17 protein-coding genes are annotated in these 20,260 nt (G+C 62.1%); 9 read left to right on the forward strand and 8 right to left on the reverse strand.

Annotated elements, in window-relative coordinates; translation table 11 throughout:
• Nucleotides 1-23: 23 nt before the first annotated feature.
• The 4 genes from EIY71_RS14610 to EIY71_RS14625 all read left to right on the forward strand — a co-directional run bounded on the left by EIY71_RS14610 (nucleotide 24) and on the right by EIY71_RS14625 (nucleotide 3,995).
• Nucleotides 24-440, forward strand: coding sequence for a RidA family protein (locus tag EIY71_RS14610; RefSeq protein WP_007950460.1), 417 nt, complete (start codon nucleotides 24-26; stop codon nucleotides 438-440).
• Nucleotides 441-467: 27 nt separating this feature from the next.
• Nucleotides 468-1,145, forward strand: coding sequence for a DUF1028 domain-containing protein (locus tag EIY71_RS14615; protein ID WP_074688650.1), 678 nt, complete (start codon nucleotides 468-470; stop codon nucleotides 1,143-1,145).
• A complete protein-coding gene (gene argE, locus EIY71_RS14620; protein ID WP_134022102.1) occupies nucleotides 1,142-2,290 on the forward strand; it encodes an acetylornithine deacetylase in 1,149 nt (382 codons plus the stop codon). The genes EIY71_RS14615 and argE overlap by 4 nt, the downstream gene beginning before the upstream one ends.
• 289 nt (nucleotides 2,291-2,579) lie before the next feature.
• Entirely contained in the window at nucleotides 2,580-3,995 is a 1,416-nt protein-coding gene (locus tag EIY71_RS14625) for a cytosine permease (protein ID WP_007950463.1), read from the forward strand.
• Nucleotides 3,996-4,065: 70 nt separating this feature from the next.
• Here the strand turns inward: EIY71_RS14625 and EIY71_RS14630 are convergent, their stop codons facing one another.
• On the reverse strand, nucleotides 4,066-4,563 hold the full coding sequence (locus tag EIY71_RS14630) for a helix-turn-helix domain-containing protein (RefSeq protein WP_134022104.1): 498 nt from the start codon (nucleotides 4,561-4,563) through the stop codon (nucleotides 4,066-4,068).
• A gap of 99 nt (nucleotides 4,564-4,662) precedes the next feature.
• Here EIY71_RS14630 and EIY71_RS14635 point away from each other — a divergent pair, with 99 nt between their 5' ends.
• Nucleotides 4,663-5,301, forward strand: coding sequence for an isochorismatase family cysteine hydrolase (locus EIY71_RS14635; RefSeq protein WP_011334648.1), 639 nt, complete (start codon nucleotides 4,663-4,665; stop codon nucleotides 5,299-5,301).
• A complete protein-coding gene (locus EIY71_RS14640; protein ID WP_134022106.1) occupies nucleotides 5,298-6,863 on the forward strand; it encodes an aldehyde dehydrogenase (NADP(+)) in 1,566 nt (521 codons plus the stop codon). The genes EIY71_RS14635 and EIY71_RS14640 overlap by 4 nt, the downstream gene beginning before the upstream one ends.
• A gap of 45 nt (nucleotides 6,864-6,908) precedes the next feature.
• Here EIY71_RS14640 and EIY71_RS14645 read toward each other — a convergent pair whose 3' ends face one another.
• Entirely contained in the window at nucleotides 6,909-7,571 is a 663-nt protein-coding gene (locus EIY71_RS14645) for a M24 family metallopeptidase (RefSeq protein WP_134022108.1), read from the reverse strand.
• An 87-nt stretch (nucleotides 7,572-7,658) separates the two neighbouring features.
• Entirely contained in the window at nucleotides 7,659-8,540 is an 882-nt protein-coding gene (locus EIY71_RS14650; protein ID WP_007950470.1) for a LysR family transcriptional regulator, read from the reverse strand.
• A gap of 103 nt (nucleotides 8,541-8,643) precedes the next feature.
• On the opposite strand from EIY71_RS14650, the gene EIY71_RS14655 reads away from it, so the two are divergent.
• Nucleotides 8,644-10,035 (forward strand): aldehyde dehydrogenase family protein, encoded by a 1,392-nt coding sequence (locus EIY71_RS14655; RefSeq protein WP_134022110.1) that lies wholly within the window; start codon nucleotides 8,644-8,646, stop codon nucleotides 10,033-10,035.
• A 47-nt stretch (nucleotides 10,036-10,082) separates the two neighbouring features.
• Here the strand turns inward: EIY71_RS14655 and EIY71_RS14660 are convergent, their stop codons facing one another.
• Both EIY71_RS14660 and EIY71_RS14665 read right to left on the reverse strand, forming a co-directional pair.
• A complete protein-coding gene (locus tag EIY71_RS14660) occupies nucleotides 10,083-11,615 on the reverse strand; it encodes an MFS transporter (RefSeq protein ID WP_134022112.1) in 1,533 nt (510 codons plus the stop codon).
• Nucleotides 11,616-11,691: 76 nt separating this feature from the next.
• Nucleotides 11,692-12,522: an oxidoreductase gene (locus tag EIY71_RS14665; RefSeq protein WP_134022114.1), complete on the reverse strand. Its 831-nt coding sequence runs from the start codon at nucleotides 12,520-12,522 to the stop codon at nucleotides 11,692-11,694.
• 130 nt (nucleotides 12,523-12,652) lie between these two features.
• Between EIY71_RS14665 and EIY71_RS14670 the strand changes: the two genes are divergently transcribed.
• Complete coding sequence (locus tag EIY71_RS14670) at nucleotides 12,653-13,558, forward strand: LysR family transcriptional regulator (RefSeq protein ID WP_134022116.1); 906 nt, start codon at nucleotides 12,653-12,655, stop codon at nucleotides 13,556-13,558.
• A gap of 6 nt (nucleotides 13,559-13,564) precedes the next feature.
• On the opposite strand, the gene EIY71_RS14675 is transcribed toward EIY71_RS14670, so the two are convergent.
• Nucleotides 13,565-14,734 carry a DUF1624 domain-containing protein gene (locus EIY71_RS14675; protein WP_134022212.1) on the reverse strand — a complete coding sequence of 390 codons (1,170 nt, stop codon included), beginning with the start codon at nucleotides 14,732-14,734 and terminating at the stop codon, nucleotides 13,565-13,567.
• A gap of 115 nt (nucleotides 14,735-14,849) precedes the next feature.
• The gene (locus tag EIY71_RS14680) at nucleotides 14,850-17,879 is read right to left on the reverse strand and encodes an FAD-binding and (Fe-S)-binding domain-containing protein (RefSeq protein WP_134022118.1); all 3,030 of its coding nucleotides are present in this window, start codon (nucleotides 17,877-17,879) and stop codon (nucleotides 14,850-14,852) included.
• Between the two features lie 159 nt (nucleotides 17,880-18,038).
• Here EIY71_RS14680 and EIY71_RS14685 point away from each other — a divergent pair, with 159 nt between their 5' ends.
• Nucleotides 18,039-18,923, forward strand: coding sequence for a LysR substrate-binding domain-containing protein (locus EIY71_RS14685; RefSeq protein ID WP_134022120.1), 885 nt, complete (start codon nucleotides 18,039-18,041; stop codon nucleotides 18,921-18,923).
• Nucleotides 18,924-18,965: 42 nt separating this feature from the next.
• Here the strand turns inward: EIY71_RS14685 and EIY71_RS14690 are convergent, their stop codons facing one another.
• Entirely contained in the window at nucleotides 18,966-20,240 is a 1,275-nt protein-coding gene (locus EIY71_RS14690) for a glucarate dehydratase family protein (protein WP_134022122.1), read from the reverse strand.
• Nucleotides 20,241-20,260: the final 20 nt, after the last annotated feature.

Below are 20,260 nucleotides of genomic sequence, written 5' to 3' on the forward strand. Positions count from 1 at the left end.
TCCGAATTCGTCAGGAGCCGCACATGAGTCAGCCAACCCACACCCGCATCCGCATGTTCAACACCAAGGACACTTACCCGAACCAGACCCTGGACAACGACCTGTGCCAGGCCGTGCGCGCCGGCAACACCGTGTATGTCCGTGGTCAGGTCGGGACCAATTTCGACGGTGAACTGGTCGGTCTCGGCGACCCGCGCGCGCAGACCGAACAGGCCATGCGCAACGTCAAGCAACTGCTCGAAGAGGCCGGCAGCGACCTGAGCCATATCGTCAAGACCACCACTTACCTGATCGACCCGCGCTACCGCGAGCCGGTGTATCAGGAAGTCGGCAAATGGCTGAAGGGCGTGTTCCCGATCTCCACCGGGCTGGTGGTGTCGGCTTTGGGTCAGCCGCAGTGGCTGATGGAAATTGATGTGGTTGCGGTGATTCCCGAGTAATTCGACCTTAGCGAAAGGAGGCCACACATGACATTTTCCATCGCCGCCCGCTGCCCCGAAACCGGTCAGTTCGGCATCGCCATCAGCTCCTCCAGCATTGCCGTCGGCGCCCGCTGCCCGTGGCTCTTGCCGGGTGTCGGCGCGGTGTCGAGCCAGAACATCACTCTGCCGTCGCTCGGCCCGGAAGTGCTCGCCCTGATGGAGCAAGGCCTGGCGCCCGAGGCGGCGCTGGACAAGGTGCTGACCCGCAACGGCTACAGTCAGTACCGGCAGATCACGGCCATTAACCACCTCGGCCAGACCGCGCATTTCAGCGGCGCGCAAACCTTGGGCGTGCACAACGCCGTGTCGGGAGAGCAATGCGTGGCGGCGGGCAACATGCTCGCCGGGCGCTCGGTGATCGAAGCCATGGTCAGCGCGTTCGAAGAAGGCGAAGGTCAATTGGCCGATCGCCTGATCAACGCCCTGCACGCCGCCCAGGCCCTGGGTGGTGAAGCAGGTCCGGTGCATTCGGCAGCCGTGGTCGTGGTCGGCGAGCTGACCTGGCCCATCGTCAACCTTCGGGTGGACTGGGCCGATGAAGACCCGATCGGCCAACTGCAAAAACTGTGGGACGCCTATCGCCCGCAGTTGCAGGACTACATCGACCGCGCCCTCGATCCGGCCAAGGCGCCGGGCTACGGGGTTGCCGGAGACGACCGATGAGCGACAGCGTCGCGTTGCTCAAGACGCTGGTGGGGTTCGACACCACCAGCCGCGAGTCCAACCTGCAATTGATCGATTTCGTGCGCAGCTACCTCGAAGGTTTCGATGTGCCGTGCGAGCTGATCTACAACGATGAGCGCAGCAAGGCCAATCTGTTCGCCACGATCGGCCCGGCTGATCGGCCGGGCATCGTGCTGTCGGGGCACACCGATGTGGTGCCCGTTGATGGCCAGCCGTGGACGCTGCCGCCGTTCGAACTCAGCGAGCGCGACGGCAAGCTTTACGGTCGCGGCACGGCGGACATGAAGGGCTACATCGCCTGCGTACTCGCGCTGGTGCCGTCGTTGGTCGAAACACCGTTGCGCCTGCCGGTGCACATTGCCCTGTCGTACGACGAAGAGGTCGGCTGCCTCGGCGTGCGTTCGCTGCTCAAGGTGCTGGAGCAACGTCCGGTCAAACCGCTGCTGTGCATCATCGGCGAGCCGACCGAACTCAAACCGGTGCTCGGGCACAAGGGCAAATTGGCGATGCGCTGCGATGTCCAGGGTCACGCCTGTCACTCGGCTTACGCGCCGCTCGGAGTGAACGCCATCGAATGCGCCGCCGAACTGATCGGCGAGCTGGGACGCATCGGCCGGCAACTCAAGGATGAACACCTCGATCCGCGTTTCGACCCGCCGTACTCCACGGTGCAAACCGGCGTGATCAACGGTGGCAAGGCGTTGAACATCGTCCCCGCCGACTGTCGTTTCGACTTCGAAATCCGCGCCCTGCCCTCCCAGGATCCGGCGTTTGTCGCGCAGCAACTCAAGACCTACGCCGAACAGCAAATGCTGCCGCGCATGCGGGCGGTCAGCGAGCAGAGCGATATCCGGTTCAGCGAATTGTCGGCCTATCCGGGGCTGGCGACGGATGCCCGAAGCCAGGCTGCGGCATTGATCGCCACTTTCTGTGGCTCGGACGATTTCGGCACCGTGGCCTTTGGCACAGAAGGCGGATTGTTCGATGCGGTGGGGATTCCCACGGTGGTGTGCGGCCCCGGCAGCATGGATCAGGGCCACAAGCCGGACGAGTTCGTCAGCCTCAATCAACTCGAGGCCTGCGATGAGATGCTGCAACGGATGCTGGTTTCGATTCGCCTCTGAAAAAACCGGTCTGGCTGCTGGATTCAACCCGCAGCCAAGCCGCAGGATCACCGACAGACAGCTGCTCCGATGGAGGTCAGCTGCGTTGTCGTTCATGGCGCTGAAACGCCCGAAACAGAGCGTTTTCAGCTGACCGGAGAGCTTCGTTTTTTTAACGCCTGAAGCAACAAAACTACTAATTTATCTCTCCCCTTTCCTTGCCCATGATCAACCCCAACAAGAAATGCGCCGTCCGTGCCGGCGCTCACTGAAGTACGTCCACGTACTCGTCCTTGCCTTGGAGTTCGTCATGGCCACCTCTGCAACAACGTCCGCACCGCTCATTGAGAAACACACGATCGGCTACGTGCCGCCCGAAGATCGCCACGGAAAGGTTCGGGATCTGTTCACCCTCTGGTTCGGCGGCAATATCGCGCCGTTGCCCATCGTCACCGGCGCCCTCGGCGTGCAGTTGTTTCACCTGAATCTGGTGTGGGGCATCGTCGCCATTCTGGTTGGCCATCTGGTCGGCGGTGTGCTGATGGCGCTGCACTCGGCGCAAGGCCCGCAGATGGGCATTCCGCAGATGATCCAGAGCCGCGCGCAATTCGGCTCCCTCGGCGCGCTGCTGGTGGTGTTGATTGCCGGCGTCATGTACATCGGCTTCTTCGCCTCCAACATCGTGCTCGCCGGCAAGTCCCTGCATGGCGTGGTCGACAGCGTTCCGGTGCCGGTCGGCATCGTCATCGGCGCGCTGGGCTCGGGAATCATCGGGATCATCGGTTACCGCTTCATCCACGTGCTCAACCGCATCGGCACTTGGGTGCTGGGGATCGGCATCGTGGTCGGCTTCGGCTACATCCTCACCCACATCCAGACCGATGACTTCCTCACTCGCGGCAGCTTCAACATCTCGGGCTGGCTTGCGACGGTGTCGCTGGCGGCGCTGTGGCAGATCGCGTTTGCGCCTTACGTGTCGGACTACTCGCGTTACCTGCCGGCGAATGTGCCGGTGGCGGCGACTTTCTGGACGACCTATCTGGGATCGGCGCTGGGCTCGAGCCTGTCGTTCGTGTTCGGCGCCGTTGCCGTGCTGGCAACACCGGTGGGCATGGACACCATGGACGCGGTGAAACTCGCCACCGGCGCCATCGGCCCGTTGATGCTGGTGCTGTTCCTGCTCAGCGTCATCAGCCACAACGCCCTCAACCTGTATGGCGCGGTGCTGTCGCTGATCACCCTGGTGCAGACCTTCGCCTACCGCTGGATCCCGACCGCCAAGAGCCGCGCGGTGATTTCGATCATCGTGCTGCTGGCCTGCTGCTTCGCTGCGGTCGGCGCGTCGGCAGACTTCATCGGCCACTTCGTCGACATGGTGCTGGTATTGTTGGTCGTACTGGTGCCGTGGACCGCGATCAACCTGATCGACTTCTACGCCATCCACAAAGGCCAGTACGACATCGGCTCGATCTTCCAGGTCGATGGCGGCATCTACGGCCGCTACAACCCGCAGGCCTTGCTGGCGTATGCGATCGGTATCGCGGTGCAGATTCCATTCATGAACACGCCGCTGTACGTCGGGCCGGTGTCGGCGCACATCAACGGCGCGGACCTGTCGTGGGTGGTTGGCTTGCTGGTGACCTCGCCGCTGTATTTCTGGCTGGCGACTCGTGACAGTGCTTATCGTCGGCGGCTGACTTCCGGAAAACTGGCGGGCAGTCTGTAAGCCATTCGTTCTGCGCTGACACACGAAGGCCCTCGCAAATGAGGGCCTTTTTTGTTTTGGATGAAGCCATCTATTTCGCCTTGAACGCCTCACGCCGCGCCTGTCGTTCCGCGGCGTACGCCTCTTGCGGCTGGCTGATCAAATCCTCACGGCGCAACACTTCACCGCAGTGATCGCACATCGGTCCGAGGCCGGCGCTGTGGTTGCAGTTCTTGTGGGTCATGTTCACCGCCAGCCCTTCCTCCGGCGACTTGCACCAGGTCTCGCCCCAGGCACGTAACGCAATCACCACCGGGTAAAACGCCTCACCCTTTGCAGTGAGGTGGTACTCGTAGCGTTTCGGCCGCTCGTTGTACAAGCGGCGCTCGACCAGCCCGTCCGCCTCCAGGCTTTTCAGACGGGCGGCGACCATCTGTGGCGTACCGCCCGTCTGGGCCAGGATCTCGTCGTAGCGATGGCTGCCCATGAACAATTCGCGCAAAACCAGCACCGTCCAGCGGTCGCCGACGATCGCCTCGGCCCGGGAAATCGGGCACAGCGTGTCGGGAAGACTATCGTTTACAGCCATCAGGGCTTGCCTCTTTCACAGTTACTATGATTATCATATCAACAAGATGCGGGAACAAGCCCTAAGCATCGATCACTCTCATTGCCGGAGTACATCGTCATGTCGAAACCTCTCTATCCGCTCGACAGAACCGCCTACCTGCTGGTCGATCCGTACAACGATTTTCTCTCGGACGGCGGCAAGATCTTTCCGCTGCTCAAACCGATGGCCGAGCAGAACGGCCTGCTCGACAACCTGCGCAAACTCGATCGCGCCGTGCGGGCCCTGCCGATTCCGGTCGTCATCGTACCGCATCACCGCTGGGTCAAAGGCGACTACGAGAACTGGGATCACCCAACCCCGACCCAACAAAAGATCATGCACATGCACCACTTCGCGCGCGGCGAATGGGGTGGCGAATGGCACCCGGATTTCGCGCCGAAGGACGGCGACATCGTGGTCCAGGAACACTGGGGCTCCAGCGGTTTCGCCAACACCGACCTGGATTTTCGCCTGAAACAGCAAGGCATCACCCACGTGATCATCGTCGGCTTGCTGGCCAATACCTGCATCGAAGCCACCGCCCGCTATGCGTCCGAACTCGGCTATCACGTCACGCTGGTGCGCGATGCGACCGCCGCGTTCAAAGAGGAAATGATGCACGCCGCCCACGAACTCAACGGCCCGACGTTCGCCCATGTCATCACCACTACAGACGAACTGATTGCCAACCTTCAGTCGCAAGGTGACGCAAAATGACTCTGACCGGCCACATGCTGATCGGCGCCACTGACGTCGCCGCCACCGAGGGCACGATGAAGGCGCTGAATCCAGCGACCAACACGCTGATCGAGCCGGATTTTGCCTTCGGCGGCGCGGCGCAAGTCGATCAGGCTGCAACCCTCGCCGACGCGGCATTCGATAGCTATAGCCACACCTCGCTGACCGAACGTGCGGCGTTTCTGGAAAGCATCGCCGACAACCTCGACGCCGTGCGCGAAGAAATGGCTGCCCGGGCCGCGCTGGAAACCGGCCTACCCCATGCACAACTGGAAGGCGAAGCCGCCAAAGCTGCGACCCAGTTCCGTCAGTTCGCCGAGGTGGTGCGCAGGGGGCGCTTTCTGCAACTGGCGATAGACCCGGCGCAACCTGATCGCCAGCCGCGACCACGGATGGATCATCGCCTGCAGAAAGTTGCCATCGGCCCGGTGGCGATCTTCGGTGCGAGCAATTTTCCGATCTCCTATTCGGTGGCCGGCGGGGACACCGCGTCGGCACTTGCAGCCGGTGCGACGGTGATTCTCAAGGCGCATAACGCGCATCCTGGAGCCTCGGAAATCCAGGCTCGCGCCATCCGTAAAGCGGTGCAGAAGCATGGCTTGCACGAGGGTGTTTTTTCGATGGTGCGCGGTGGCGGCAATGCGATCGGTGAGGCGCTGGTCGATCATCCTTTGATTAAAGCGGTGACGTTCACCGGTTCAGAGGTGGGCGGCATGGCGCTTTATCGTCGCGCGCAGTTGCGGCCTGATCCGATTCCGGTGTTTACCGAAATGACCAGCGTCAACCCGACGTTCATTTTGCCCGCCGCGCTGGCCGCGCGCGGCAGTGAAATCGGCGATGGTTTTATCGAGCGGATGCTGGTGAATGTCGGGCAAGCCTGTCTGTGTCCGTCGATTCTGATCGCGGTCGAGGGTGAAGGTCTGCAAGCGCTGCGCAGCGCCATGATCAAGCGAGTCAGCGAAGCGCCGGCACGCACAATGTTGACGCCGGGGGTTCACGGTTCATACGTCAAAGGCCTGGTGGCGATGGAAAGCGTGGGGGCGAAGCTGGTGGCGGTCGGCGCGCCGGCGGATGGCCAGTTTGAGGGGCGCTCGGCATTACTGGAAGTTAACGGCCAAGGCCTGCTCAGCGAACCGACGCTGGCCCATGAAGTGTTCGGTCCGGCGGCGCTGTTGGTAACGGTCAGGGATGATGAAGAGTTGCTGGCGGTCGCCCGTTCGTTCAAGGGTCAACTGAGCGCAGCCATTCACCTTGAAGACCGCGATCTGGATCTGGCCCGGCGTCTGCTGCCGATCCTCGAGCGCCGCACCGGACGCATCGTGGTCAACGCCTTCGCACATCCGCAGGAAGTGACTTTCGCCACCGTACACGGCGGGCCGTTCCCGGCCACCTCGGACAGTCGCTTCACCTCGGTCGGCATGACCTCGATCGAGCGCTTTTTGCGGCCGGTGGCGTATCAGGGCTTTCCGGATACGTTGCTGCCGGAGGTGTTGCGCGACGGTAATCCGCTCGACCTGCCCCGCAGCATCGACGGCCAATGAAAAATGCCCGGTTCGGCGGATCACCGAACCGGGCAAGCTTTTCAATCAAATGAGCAGGTCTTCATAGAAAGCACCGTACGGAAGCTCAGGGTGTTCGATCTGGATTTCCAGAATCCACACACCGGCATTCGGAGCCTGATCGAAGTCACCGAGATTGCCACCCCGATAAATCGCGTGAGGGAAATCGCTGACCCGGTGGCCCTTGATGTCCAGGTTCAGTTTCCAGCCCATCGCCTCGGCCTGATCGGTGGCGTAACGGTACAGTTCGACACCGGTCACGCCCTGACGCCAGAAGGCTTCGACCTTGTCGAAGAGTTCTTTGGAAGCCGCTGCGCAGGCAATCATCTGCGGATCGGAACCGGTGACATACGTCGCCCCGGCATCGCCTTCGTGCCCCTCCCAGACCACGCCCATGTCGATGAAGAAAATGTCGTTCTCGCCCAGCACCGGATCACCGTCGGAACGCTCCTTGAAGGTCTTCAGCGTGTTGGCGCCGAAGCGGATCAGCAGCGGATGCCAGATCCGGTCCATGCCCAGTTCAACGAGGATTTCCTTGCCCCGTGCATGGGCTTCCGACTCGCGCATCCCGGGTTTGATCGCCTTGGCGATCTCGTCCACGGCCTTCCAGGTCAACTGCTGGGCGTGGCGCATGGTTTCCAGCACAAAACGCTCACCTACCGCTTCTTTTCCGCTCAGGGCTGTGGTCATCGCTGATTCCTTCTGGCTAATCGCTTGCGCTGTATTTTTTTTATATTGCGAAACAGGACGCCTGAGATACAACCATGACACAACGTGTCAATTCTCTTCTGCGCGCACCACACCGCGCTCTTCCAGCAAGCGCACAAACATGCTCAGACTGCGCGAAACCGTACCCCGCCGCCATACCAGCCACGTCGTCAGATAGCGAAAATCCGACGCCAGCGGCCATACGCTGACCGTCGCGCAGCCGGGCATGCTTTGCAGCATGCTGCGCGGCATCAGGGCCAGGCCGGCGCCGGCACTGACGCAGGCGAGCATGCCGTGATAAGACTCCATTTCAAAAATCTTGCCGGGCACGGCAGCATCGGTGCTGAACCATTTTTCGAAGTGATGGCGATAGGAGCAGTTCGAGCGGAACGCATAGATGTTCTCGCCGTTCACGTCCGCCGCGCGCTGGATCGGCCCGTGATGAAGCGGCGAGATGATGACCATTTCTTCTTCGAACGCCGGAATGCCTTCCAGCGCCGGGTGCAGAACCGGGCCGTCGACGAACGCGGCCGCCAGGCGCCCGGAGAGCACACCATCGATCATCGTCCCGGACGGGCCAGTCGACAGGTCCAGATCAACCTTGGGATGTTGCTGGTTGTAGGTCGCGAGCAAACCGGGAATCCGCACCGCCGCCGTACTTTCCAGCGAGCCCAGCGGGAACGCACCTTGCGGTTCCTCGCCGGCCACCGTGGCTCGCGCTTCTTGCACCAGGTCGAGAATCCGTCGCGCGTACTCGAGAAAACTCCAGCCGGCCGGCGACAGGCGCAAGCGGCTTTTCTCACGGATGAACAGGTCGACGCCCAGATCTTCCTCCAACTGCTTGATGCGGGTCGTCAGGTTCGACGGCACGCGATGGATCTGCGCCGCCGCCGCGCTGATGCTGCCGTGCTCGGCAACGGCCTTGAAGATTTCCAGTTGCACCAGATCCACAGTCATTCTCCAATCGTGAAAGAAACGCTTTTTATTATTCAGTTTCCAGAAACCAAACGCCACCCTACTCTGAGCGCATCCACTGACCTCGCAGGACGATGCCATGAGCCCGATTTCCAGCCAGACCCACGCCATCTCGATCAACCCCGCCACCGGCGAGCAGATCGGTCACTACGCCTTCGAATCCGCCGAAGCCCTCGACGCTGCGCTGACCCGCGCCGCCTTCGGCTTCAACAAGTGGAAACGCAAACCGCTGCAGGATCGCTCCCGCGCCCTGACCGCGCTGGCCGGCGCGCTGCGTGACAGCAGCGAAGCCATGGCGACCATGATCACCCAGGAAATGGGCAAGCCGATCGCCCAGGCCCGTGGCGAAATCGAGAAATGCGCCAAGCTCTGCGAGTGGTACGCCGAACACGGCCCGGCCATGCTCAACGCCGAAGCGACGCTGGTCGAAGGCGGCAAGGCGCGCATCGAATACCGTCCGCTCGGCCCGATCCTCGCCGTGATGCCGTGGAACTTTCCGATCTGGCAAGTGCTGCGCGGCGCCGTCCCGGCGCTGATCGCCGGCAACACCTACGTACTCAAGCATGCACCGAACGTGATGGGCAGCGCCTATCTGTTGCGCGACGCCTTCACCCGCGCCGGTTTCGCCGATGGCGTGTTCGAAGTGATCAACGTCACCCCGGAAGGCGTTTCCACCGCCATTGCTGATCCGCGCATTGCTGCCGTGACCCTGACCGGCAGCGTCCGCGCCGGCATGGCCATCGGCGCACAGGCCGGTGCCGCGCTGAAGAAATGCGTGCTGGAACTCGGCGGTTCCGATCCGTTCATCGTGCTCAACGACGCCGATATCGACGAAGCCGTGCAAGCAGCAGTGATCGGTCGTTATCAGAACTCCGGCCAGGTCTGCGCCGCCGCCAAACGTCTGATCATCGAAGAAGGCGTGGTAGAAGAATTCACCCGCAAATTCGTCGAAGCCACTCGCCAGTTGAAGATGGGTGATCCGTTGTCCGCCGACAACTACATCGGCCCGATGGCACGTTTCGATCTGCGTGACGAGCTCGATCAACAAGTGCGCGACACCCTGGAAGAAGGCGCCACCCTGCTGCTCGGCGGCGGCAAGGCCCAAGGCCCGGGCAACTACTACGAGCCGACCGTACTGGCCGACGTCACCGATCGCATGACCTCGTTCAAGCAGGAACTGTTCGGCCCGGTGGCCTCGATCATCACCGCCCGCGATTGCGCCCACGCCGTGGCCCTGGCCAACGACAGCGAGTTCGGCCTGACCGCCACGATCTACACCGCCAACGTCGCCCTGGCCCAGCAACTGACCAGCGAACTGGAAACCGGCGGCGTGTTCATCAACGGCTACTCCGCCAGCGACCCGCGCGTGACCTTCGGCGGCGTGAAGAAAAGCGGTTTCGGCCGCGAGCTGTCGCACTTCGGCGTGCGCGAGTTCTGCAATGCGCAGACGGTGTGGCTGGATCGCCGTTGATCCAATGAAAAAAGCCCGGAAGCGTTTTGCGTTCCGGGCTTTTTCATTTATGCCGCAGCCTGTTGGGGTTCCGACACCGTCCGATCTTTGCTTAATAGCCCCAGCACCACAGCCGCCGACACCAGGGTGATGATCGTCAGGATGTGCAGCAGATACTGGAACGCCGAGGCGTAACCCTGCACCAGCCGTTCGTTAGCCAACCCCGGAACTGTGTTGATCGCATGGGCCATGTCGCCAGTGGTCACCCGGTGCGCGGTCTCGGCAATCAGCGCTGCGTCTGCACCGCCGGCCACTGCTTGTAGACCCGTGTGTAGCAGCGAAGCAAGAATCGCCGCGACGCTGGCCAACGCAATCCCCTCACCCGCCACCCGCACCGTGTTGAATATCCCGACCGCCATACCGGCGCGCTCTTTCGGCACCACGCTGACCGACAGTCCATCCATCAAGCCCCACGGCAGACCCGCGCCGATTCCGATCAATACCATCGGCACCACCAGCGCAAATTTCGGCTCGCCGACGTTGTACAGACTCAGCCAGTGCAGCCCCACGGCGGCAATCAGGAAGCCCACGCCCGACAGGATGCCGGCCGAGACAAACCGGGTCATGGACGCCGCCAGCATCGGCACCACCAGCATCGGCGCCGACAGCGCCAGCAACAGCAGGCCGGCATCGATTTCACTCAAGCCTTCGACACCGATAAAGCGCAGCGGCAGCATGACCACCAGCACGATGTAGCAATAGCAGGTGCCGATCGGCAGCATCTGCACGCCGACGAAGCGCGGAAAGCGGAACAGCGTCAGATCGAGCATTGGACGTTTGACGCGCATTTCGATGAAGACGAACAGCGCCAGCAACAACGCCGAAGCACCCAACAGACCGACCACTAACGGACTGCCCCAACCGCTTTCGGGCGCCTGGATCACTCCGAACGTGAACAGCGCCAGCATCGAGCTGAACGTCACGGTACCCGCCCAGTCGAGACCGCTGGCGTCGGGGTCGCGGGTTTCACGCATGCGCGGCAGGCCGAAGACCATCGCGATCACACCAATCAGCGCGGTGAACACAAAGATCGCGCGCCAGTTGAACGCCTCGATCAACGCTCCGGCCACCAACGGGCCGAACGCGAGACCGATACCAAACGTGGTGCCGAGCATGCTGTACGCACGGGTGCGCGCATGACCTTCGAACTCCTGCGCCAACGCCGCCGAACCGCTGGCCAGCGCCGCAGCACCGGCCACGCCCTGAATCGCCCGCAACACATCCAGCCAGAACACCGAAGGCGCCAGGCTCTGGGCAATCGACGCTGCGGTGAACAACAGCATGCCGGCGGTGAACAGGCGCTTGCGTCCATAGACATCGGCCAACGCCCCCGCCGCCATCAGCAGACTGCCGAACGACAACATGAACGAATTGGTGATCCAGGTCAGCGCCACCGGGCTGCCGCCCAGGTCACGGCCAATGGCCGGCGTCGCCACCGCGCCACCGGTAAAACTTAACGGAAGGACCAGCGCCGACAGGCAGATGGCCGCGAGGATCAGCAGCTTGTCGCGCGTGCCAGTGTGTTGGGAGACGTTTGTCATGATTTCATCCAATGAAAAGAAAATCAGGCTGCGATCAATAGAGCGCAGCCTGCGATAGCTTCAACGAGGGGCTAGGTCAGTTCTTGAAATCCGTGGACAACGCCAGCTCATTCCACTCGGCCAACTCCTGCGCCACCAAGCGGTTCTTCGCCTCGATTCGCGCGACCGTGTCGCTGCCCAACGCCAGCCGCTGCGGCGGGTTCGGCGCGTTGACCAGCGCCAGCATCGCTTCGGCAAACTTCAGCGGATCGCCCGGTTGTGCATGGTTGGCCGCTTCGGCAAACGTGCGCATCTTGCCGACGGTTTCGTCATAGTCCGGCAGCACCAGCGCGGTCTTGATCAGCGATTGTTCGTCGAGGAAGTCGGTGCGGAAGAAGCCCGGTTCGACCACCGTGGCATGAATGCCCAGCGGCGCCAGCTCCTGATGCAGCGCTTCGCTGATGCCTTCCACTGCGAACTTGGTCGAGCCATAGACACCCCAGCCCACGTAGGCCTGATAACCGCCAATCGACGAGATGTTGATGACCCGTCCGCTGCGCTGGGCGCGCATGTGTGGCAGGACGGCGCGGGTGACGTTGAGCAGGCCGAACACGTTGGTGGCGAACAGGCGCTCGGTTTCGCTGGCGCTGGTTTCTTCAACGGCGCCCAACACGCCGAAGCCGGCATTGTTGATCAGCACGTCGATGCGACCGAAGCGCTTGATGCCTGCTGCCACCGCTTGGTGGGCTTCCTCTTCGCGGGTGACGTCCAGCCGCACGGCCAGCAGGTTCGGGTGTTCGCCGAGGCGGTCGGTGATGTCTTGCGGGTTGCGGGCGGTGGCAATCACCGCGTCACCGGCACGCAGGGCCTGTTCAGCGATAAGGGTGCCAAAACCACGGGAAGCTCCGGTAATCAGCCAGGTACGCATATCAACTCCTCCTGTCGGTGACCCTGGCGAGATTGCCGGGCCTTCTTGATGAGTTGAGTCGACTTTAAAGCCGTGCTACTGATGTGATAATCCCAACAAATTTGCATGACTTTGTGAAAGGCGCTCACAAATGAAAAACCCGTCCACGACGGATCTGCCGATCTTTCTCTGCATTGCCCAGCACTTGAACTTCAGCCGTGCAGCGGTGGATCTGGGCCTGACGCCGTCGGCGCTGAGCCATTCATTGCGAGCGCTGGAAAATCGCCTCGGCGTGCGCCTGTTCAATCGCACCACCCGCAGCGTGGCTCTGACCGAGGCGGGCGAACGGTTGTATGCGCGGCTGAAACCGGCGTTTCGCGATATCGAAGATGCGCTTGAAGACCTCAATCACTTTCGCGACAAGCCCTCGGGCAATCTGCGCATGACCTCCGGGCGCCAGGCGTGCGAGCTGGTGCTGCTGCCTATAGCCAGCGAGTTTCTGAAGATTTACCCGGATATTCGTCTGGAAGTAGTCGAGAGCGATGCGCTGCTGGATATCGTCGCCTCAGGATTCGATGCAGGTGTACGCTTCGGCAACCGGCTGGAAGCTGACATGGTGTCGATGCCCATCGGACCGAATCTGCGTTCAGTGGTGGTCGGCTCGCCCGGTTTTTTCGAACGACATCCCGCGCCACAGAAACCTGAAGATTTGCATGCCCTTCCCTGCATCCGACATCGGTTCCCGAGCGGTTCGATGTACCGTTGGGAATTCGAACGCGGTGGCATTGAACAGGAAATCGAGGTCAACGGCCCCCTGACCCTGGGCGATGTCAGCCTGATGATCGGCCCGGCGTTGCAGGGCTTGGGACTGGCGTATGTGTTCGAGGACATGGCTCGCGAGCACTTGGCGAGCGGACGGCTGGTGCAGGTGCTGGCGGACTGGTGTCCGTACTATCCCGGCCTGCACCTGTACTACCCGAGCCGACGCCATGTACCGGCGCCGCTCAAGGCGTTTATCGACTTCGTCCGCAATGCCCGCGAGGGCAAAACGAGCTGAGCCGTTCTACAGATACTTCAACCAGGCGATGTCACGGCGTCGGGCCTTCAGTGCCGAAAACCAGCGCACGGCCGGGAACAAAGCGACCGCCAGCACCATCGCCGCCAGCCACACCGCCGTCACCGACGAGAAACCGAAATAGGTGCCCTGATTGAGCCCGAACAGCGCCACGCCAATCAGGTACAGCACCTTCAGCGCGTACAGGTGCAGCAGGTAGAAAAACATCGGCGCCGAGCCGAACACCGTCAGCCAGCGAATCCAGCGTCGATCCTGCGCGCGTTCGAACACCAGCAACAGCAGTAGCCCGACACTTACCGTCAACGTGATGAACAACAGCGACGGCGGGTATTTGGTGATGTTGAAGAAGCTCATCAGGGTTTGCAGACCGCTGTCACCGAAGGCCCAGGGTTTCTCGCCGTAACCGTTGACCAGTCGTAGTCCGACAAAGCCCAGCAACCCGGCGACACCACCGATCAACAAACGGCGCTGGCGCACGCCGGAATCGGCTGCGCGAGCGAACCACGGCCCCAGCGCGTAACCCAGCCCGATCACGCCGATCCACGGCAACAACGGGTACGAGGTGCGCAGACGCAAAGTCTCGCCGGCCTCGATCCAACCGCGGTCATGCAGGATTGCCCATGGCACGTGCAGTGCCGACTCGGTTGCGAAGTGCAGTCCGTCGAGCAGGTTGTGCCCGGCGATGATCGCAACGCTCAACGTCAGCAGCAGCCAGCGTGGCAGCCAGACCAGCAGCGACAGCGCGATCATGCTCAGGCCGATCGCCCAGATCACTTGCAGGTAGATCACGGTCGGCGGCAGCTGGAACGTCCAGGCGAAATTCACCAGGGTGAATTCGAGCGCCACCAGAAACAAACCGCGCTTGAACAGGAAGGCACTGACGTCAGCCTTGCCGTCGTACTTCTCGCCGAACAGCCACGCCGACAACCCGGTCAGCAGCACGAACACCGGCGCGCACAGATGTGCCAGGGTGCGGCTGAAGAACAGCGCCGGTTCCGTGCTGGCGATGTCCATCGGGTCGCTGACCTGTCGATGCAGCAGAAAGGTTTCGCGCACGTGATCCAGCAACATGAAGAGAATCACCAGGCCACGCAGCGCATCAATGGACAGCAACCGGCCAGTCGCCAAGGGGGCAGAACGGGGAACCGCAATCGTCATGGAGGTATCGCAATCGAAAGGTTGATCGATGCAGCCGCCCGAAAGCGGCCGCATAATTTGCGTTACCTTATAACATGAAAAACCGATCCAATCGCCAGTGGTTCTCAAGCAGCGATCACGCGGTACGCAGGGTTTCCAGCACGACCTGCAACGGATGGCGTAACTGTCGATCGGCTTGGCGCTTGACCTGACTACGGCAGGAATACCCGGTGGCCAGCGCCTCGCCCTTCTCCGCCGGCGCCTCGATCTGCTTCGCCCAGGACTGCTCGTAAATCACCGCCGAGGTCTCGCGATTGCGCGCTTCGTGTCCGTAAGTACCGGACATCCCACAGCACCCGGTGGCCTGGGTCGCCAGCTTCAGGCCGACACGTTCGAACACCTGCTCCCATTGCCGGGTGGCGGCCGGGGCGTTGGTTTTCTCGGTGCAATGCGCCAGCAGGCGGAAGGTGTCCTCGCGGCGCTGATCGGCCTGCTCCGGCATGACCTTGAGCAACCACTCCTGCACCAGCGCCACCTCCGGGCATTGCTCCATCCCAGGGACTTTCAGATATTCCTGGCGATAGACCAGAGTCATCGCCGGATCGAGCCCCACCAACGGCACCCCGATCTCGGCCAGCGCGCGCAACTGCCCGGCATTGCGCAACGCCGCGCGATTGAACGCCGACAGGAAACCCTGCACGTGCAGCGGCTTGCCGTTGGCACTGAACGGCGCCAGATAAACCTGATAACCGAGACGCGAAATCAGCTCGATCAGATCCGCCAGCAGCGGCGCCTCGAAATACCGCGTGAACGCGTCCTGCACCAGCACCACGCTGCGTTCACGTTGCTCCTGGGTCAGCGCCGAAAGTACCTCGACCGACGCCGGCTGAACCTGCCAGCGACGCATCGCCGCATAAAAATCGAAACGGCTGAGCAACGGCACATCGACCATGCCGCCAAGGCGCTCGATCAAGCGCCGGCTGAACGAGGCGCCCATCACGCCGTTGTAGAGCAACGGAATCCGCGCCATGTACGGAATCGTGTACTCCAGCGAGGCGATCAGATAATCCCGCGCCGGCCGCAGATAACGGGTGTGGTACAGCTCGAGAAACCGCGAGCGGAAGTCCGGCACGTTCACTTTCACCGGGCACTGCCCCGCGCAGGACTTGCACGCCAGGCAGCCGGCCATGGCGTCGTACACCTCGTGGGAGAAGTCCTGTTCCTGCGCACGACTGTTGCGCCAGCGCTGCAGCAATGTGCTGAAAAACGGCGGACGGCGGCTGGCATCGGCCAACACATCAACACCCGCCTCGCCCTGCAAACGCAGCCATTCGCGAATCAGCGAAGCGCGGCCCTTGGGCGATTGCGCGCGCTGGCGGGTGGCTTTCCACGACGGGCACATGGCGTCGTCGGGATCGAAGTTGTAGCAGGCGCCGTTGCCGTTGCAGTGCATCGCCGCGCCGTAGTCCTGCCAGACTTTTTCGTCGATCTGCCGATCAAGTTCACCGCGCAGGGTCACTTCGTCGATCTTCAGCAATGCCGCGCCGGGAATGTTCGGCGTGGCGATCTTGCCGGGGTTGAACTGGTTGAACGGATCGAACGCCGCCTTCAAGGCTTGCAGCGCCGGGTACAACTCACCGAAGAAGGCCGGCGCGTATTCCGAACGCAAGCCCTTACCGTGCTCGCCCCACAGCAGGCCGCCGTAACGCTGGGTCAATGCCGCGACGCCGTCCGAAACGGGGCGCACCAGTGCAGCTTGTTGCGGATCCTTCATGTCGAGAATCGGCCGTACGTGCAGCACGCCGGCATCGACGTGACCAAACATGCCGTACTGCAATTGGTGGCTGTCGAGCAGGTCGCGCAACTCGGCGATGTACTCGGCCAGGTGCTGTGGCGGCACGGCGGTGTCTTCGACAAACGGCTGTGGCCGCGCTTCACCGGCGACGTTGCCGAGCAACCCCACCGCGCGTTTGCGCATGCCGTAGACGCGATTCACCGCCGCATGCCCGACGGCCAGCGTATGCCCCAGTCGCTCGACCGTGGCGTCGTTGCCCAAGTGCCGGACGAAGGCTTCGACCCGGCGTTGCAACTCCTCGGGATCGTCGCCGCAGAACTCCACCAGGTTGATCCCCAGCGTCGGCCGCTCGGCGCTTTCCGGAAAGTACTCGGCGACGCCATGCCAGACAATGTCCTGCATCGCCAGCAACAGCACTTTGGAGTCGACGGTTTCAATCGACAGCGGCTTGAGCGCCATCAGCGCCCGGGCATCGCGCAAGGCATCCATGAAGCCGGCGTAGCGAATGTTCACCAGCATCGTGTGCTTGGGGATCGGCAATACGTTGAGTTTGGCCTCGACCACAAACCCCAGCGAACCCTCGGCGCCGCACAGCACGCTGTTGAGGTTGAAACGGTTGTCGGCCTCGCGCAGGTGCGCCAGGTCGTAGCCGGTCAGGCAGCGATTGAGATCGGGGAAGGTTTCCCGGATCAGCTCGCCCTGCTCATCAATGATCTGCCGCGCACAGCGATACACCTCACCGGCCCGGCCCTCGCGAGCACACTCCGCTGTCAGCTCGCTTTCTTCCAGCGGGCGACCGTGCAAGCGCTCGCCACCCCGCAGGACCATGTGCAGTTCCAGCACGTGGTCGCGGGTCTTGCCGTAGGTGCAACTGCCCTGGCCGCTGGCGTCGGTGTTGATCATGCCGCCGACCGTAGCGCGGTTGGAGGTCGACAGTTCCGGGGCGAAAAACAGCCCGGCGGATTTCAGGGCGGCGTTCAGTTGATCCTTCACTACGCCGGCCTGCACACTTACCCAACGCTGTTCAACGTTGATTTCGAGAATGCGGTTCATGTGCCGCGACAGGTCGACGACGATACCGTCGGTCAATGACTGGCCGTTGGTGCCGGTGCCGCCGCCGCGAGGGGTGATCACCACTTTCTGGTAGGCCGGTTCGGCGATCAGGCGTGCCAGCAGCGCCACGTCGTCGGCGTCACGCGGGAATACCGCCGCCTGCGGCAAGCGTTGATAGATCGAGTTGTCGGTGGCCAGCACCACGCGGCTGGCGTAGTCGGCACTGATTTCGCCGCGAAAACCGCTGGTTTCAAGGGCTTTGAGAAACTGTTGGTAGTCGGTGTTCAACGTGGTGGAAGGCGACAGCTGAGCAATCATCGGAAGTGCAATCTCGGTCAAAAACGGGCCGTGTGGCGGTGAACAGTTGTGCGCAATGAATGATTGCGTCACGCTCCCGCCATCTCATAGGCCTTATGTTCATTGCAGACCGATGTCGGGACAACCGTAAAATCGACCCGCAATCCATGACTAAAACGAATGAATCCGCGAACCCTTACTCCCTCGATGTCGTTGCTGCTGGCGTTTGAAGCCGCTGCACGCCATGAAAGCTACACCCGCGCCGCTCACGAACTGTCGCTGACTCAGAGTGCGGTCAGCCGTCAGGTGCAGATCCTGGAAAAGATGCTCGGCATGCGCCTGTTCAGCCGCGAAGGACGGCGAGTGATCCTCACTGACGTCGGGCGCATGTATCAGCGCGAACTGTCCGAAGCCCTCGGCCAGATCCGCAGCGCGACGTTGCAGGCCATGGCGTTTGGTTCGGGAATCCACAGCCTGCGCCTGGCGACCTTGCCGACCTTCGGCTCGAAATGGCTGCTGCCACGCTTGAAGGATTTCTACACTGCCCACCCCGGCATGACTGTGCACCTGCATTCACGCATCGAAACCATCGACTTCGACACCAGCGAAATCGACGCGGCGATTTGTGTCGGCGGCGGTGACTGGCCGGGGCTGACCGCCCACCGCCTGCACACTGAAGAACTGGTGGTGATCGCCAGTGCGCAGCTGACCGATGCCGAACGTCTGGCGGCCGACAAGGATATCGCCGGGCAACTGCTGCTCAACGTCAGCAGCAACGCCCAGGCCTGGTCCGAGTGGTTCAGTCATCACGCCCTGCCCCATCGCAGCATGCGCATCGGCCCGAGTTTCGAGATGACCTCGCACCTGATTCAGGCCGTGCGCGCCAATATCGGTATCGGGCTGGTGCCGAGGATTCTGGTGGAGGATGAGTTGCACAACGGCGAGCTGCTGCAACTCGGCGAGCCGATCAGCAGCCGGCGCAGCTATTACCTGGTGTACCCGGCGCGTAATGAGTCGCTGGCGTCGCTGAAGGCGTTTCGCGACTGGTTGATACGCACGCTCTGAAACAACAGAGGGCGCCGTTTGGCGCCCTCTGGTTTTGCTCGATCAGAACCGCGGCTTCAGCGCTTTCCAGTCAGGTTTGTAGCGCTGCATCTGCCGCACATCATCGCGCTGGCGAATGCCGCAGGTCAGGTACTGGTCATGCAGCTTGCCCAGTTGATCGTGATCCAGTTCCAGCCCCAGGCCCGGTGCACGCGTGATCTTCACGCAGCCATCGACGATCGGCAGCTTGCCGCCCTTGATCACTTCTTCATCCGGTTCCTGCCACGGGTAATGGGTGTCGCAGGCGTAGTCCAGATTCGGTACGGCAGCCGCTACGTGAGCCATCGCCATCAGGCTGATGCCCAGGTGTGAATTGGAATGCATCGACACGCCGAGGCCGAAGGTGTCGCACATTTTCGCCAGCGTTTGCGTGTCGCGCAGGCCGCCCCAGTAGTGGTGGTCGGCGAGGACAATCTGCACGCTGTTCAGCGCGACGCTGCGTCGGAACTCGTCGAAATCGGTGACCACCATGTTGGTCGCCAGCGGCAACCCGGTGCGTTTGTGCAGCTCGGCCATCCCATCGAGACCCGGGGTCGGGTCCTCGTAATACTGCAGATCATCACCCAGCAACTCGGCCATGCGGATCGAGGTTTCCAGCGACCAGTTGCCGTTGGGATCGATGCGCAGCGGATAACCGGGAAAGGCCTTCTTCAGCGCCTTGATGCACGCCACTTCATGTTCCGGCGGCAGCGTGCCGGCCTTGAGCTTGACGCTCTTGAAACCGTACGCCTCGATCATCCGCGCGGCCTGGGCGACGATCTGCTGTTCATTCAGCGCCTCGCCCCAGTTGTCCGGTTTGTACGGTGAATCAACGTGCTGCGCATACTTGAAAAACAGGTAGGCACTGAACGGCACTTCATCACGCACCGCCCCACCCAGCAGATCCACCAGGGGCACATTCAGGTAACGCGCCTGTAAGTCGAGGAACGCCACTTCGAACGCCGAATACGCATTGCTTACCGCTTTACTGGCGTGAGAACCGGGCGCCAGTTCGGCACCCGCCAGACTGGCCGGTTTGTTGGCAGCGACCGTGGCCTGAACGATGCGACGCAACTGACTGAGGTTGAACGGATCGAGGCCGATCAACTGCGATTGCAACTGTTGCTGGATCGCCAGCGCCGGGGCATCGCCATAGCTTTCGCCGAGGCCGATGTAACCGTTGTCGCTCTCGATCTCGATGATCGAGCGCAGGGCAAACGGTTCGTGGATGCCACTGGCGTTGAGCAGCGGCGGATCACGGAAAGCGATCGGAGTGACGGTGACACGAGTAATTTTCAAAATGACGCTCCTGTTGAGTC

This window comes from Pseudomonas sp. CH235 (genome assembly GCF_004368175.1).
GTDB lineage: Bacteria > Pseudomonadota > Gammaproteobacteria > Pseudomonadales > Pseudomonadaceae > Aquipseudomonas > Aquipseudomonas paraglycinae.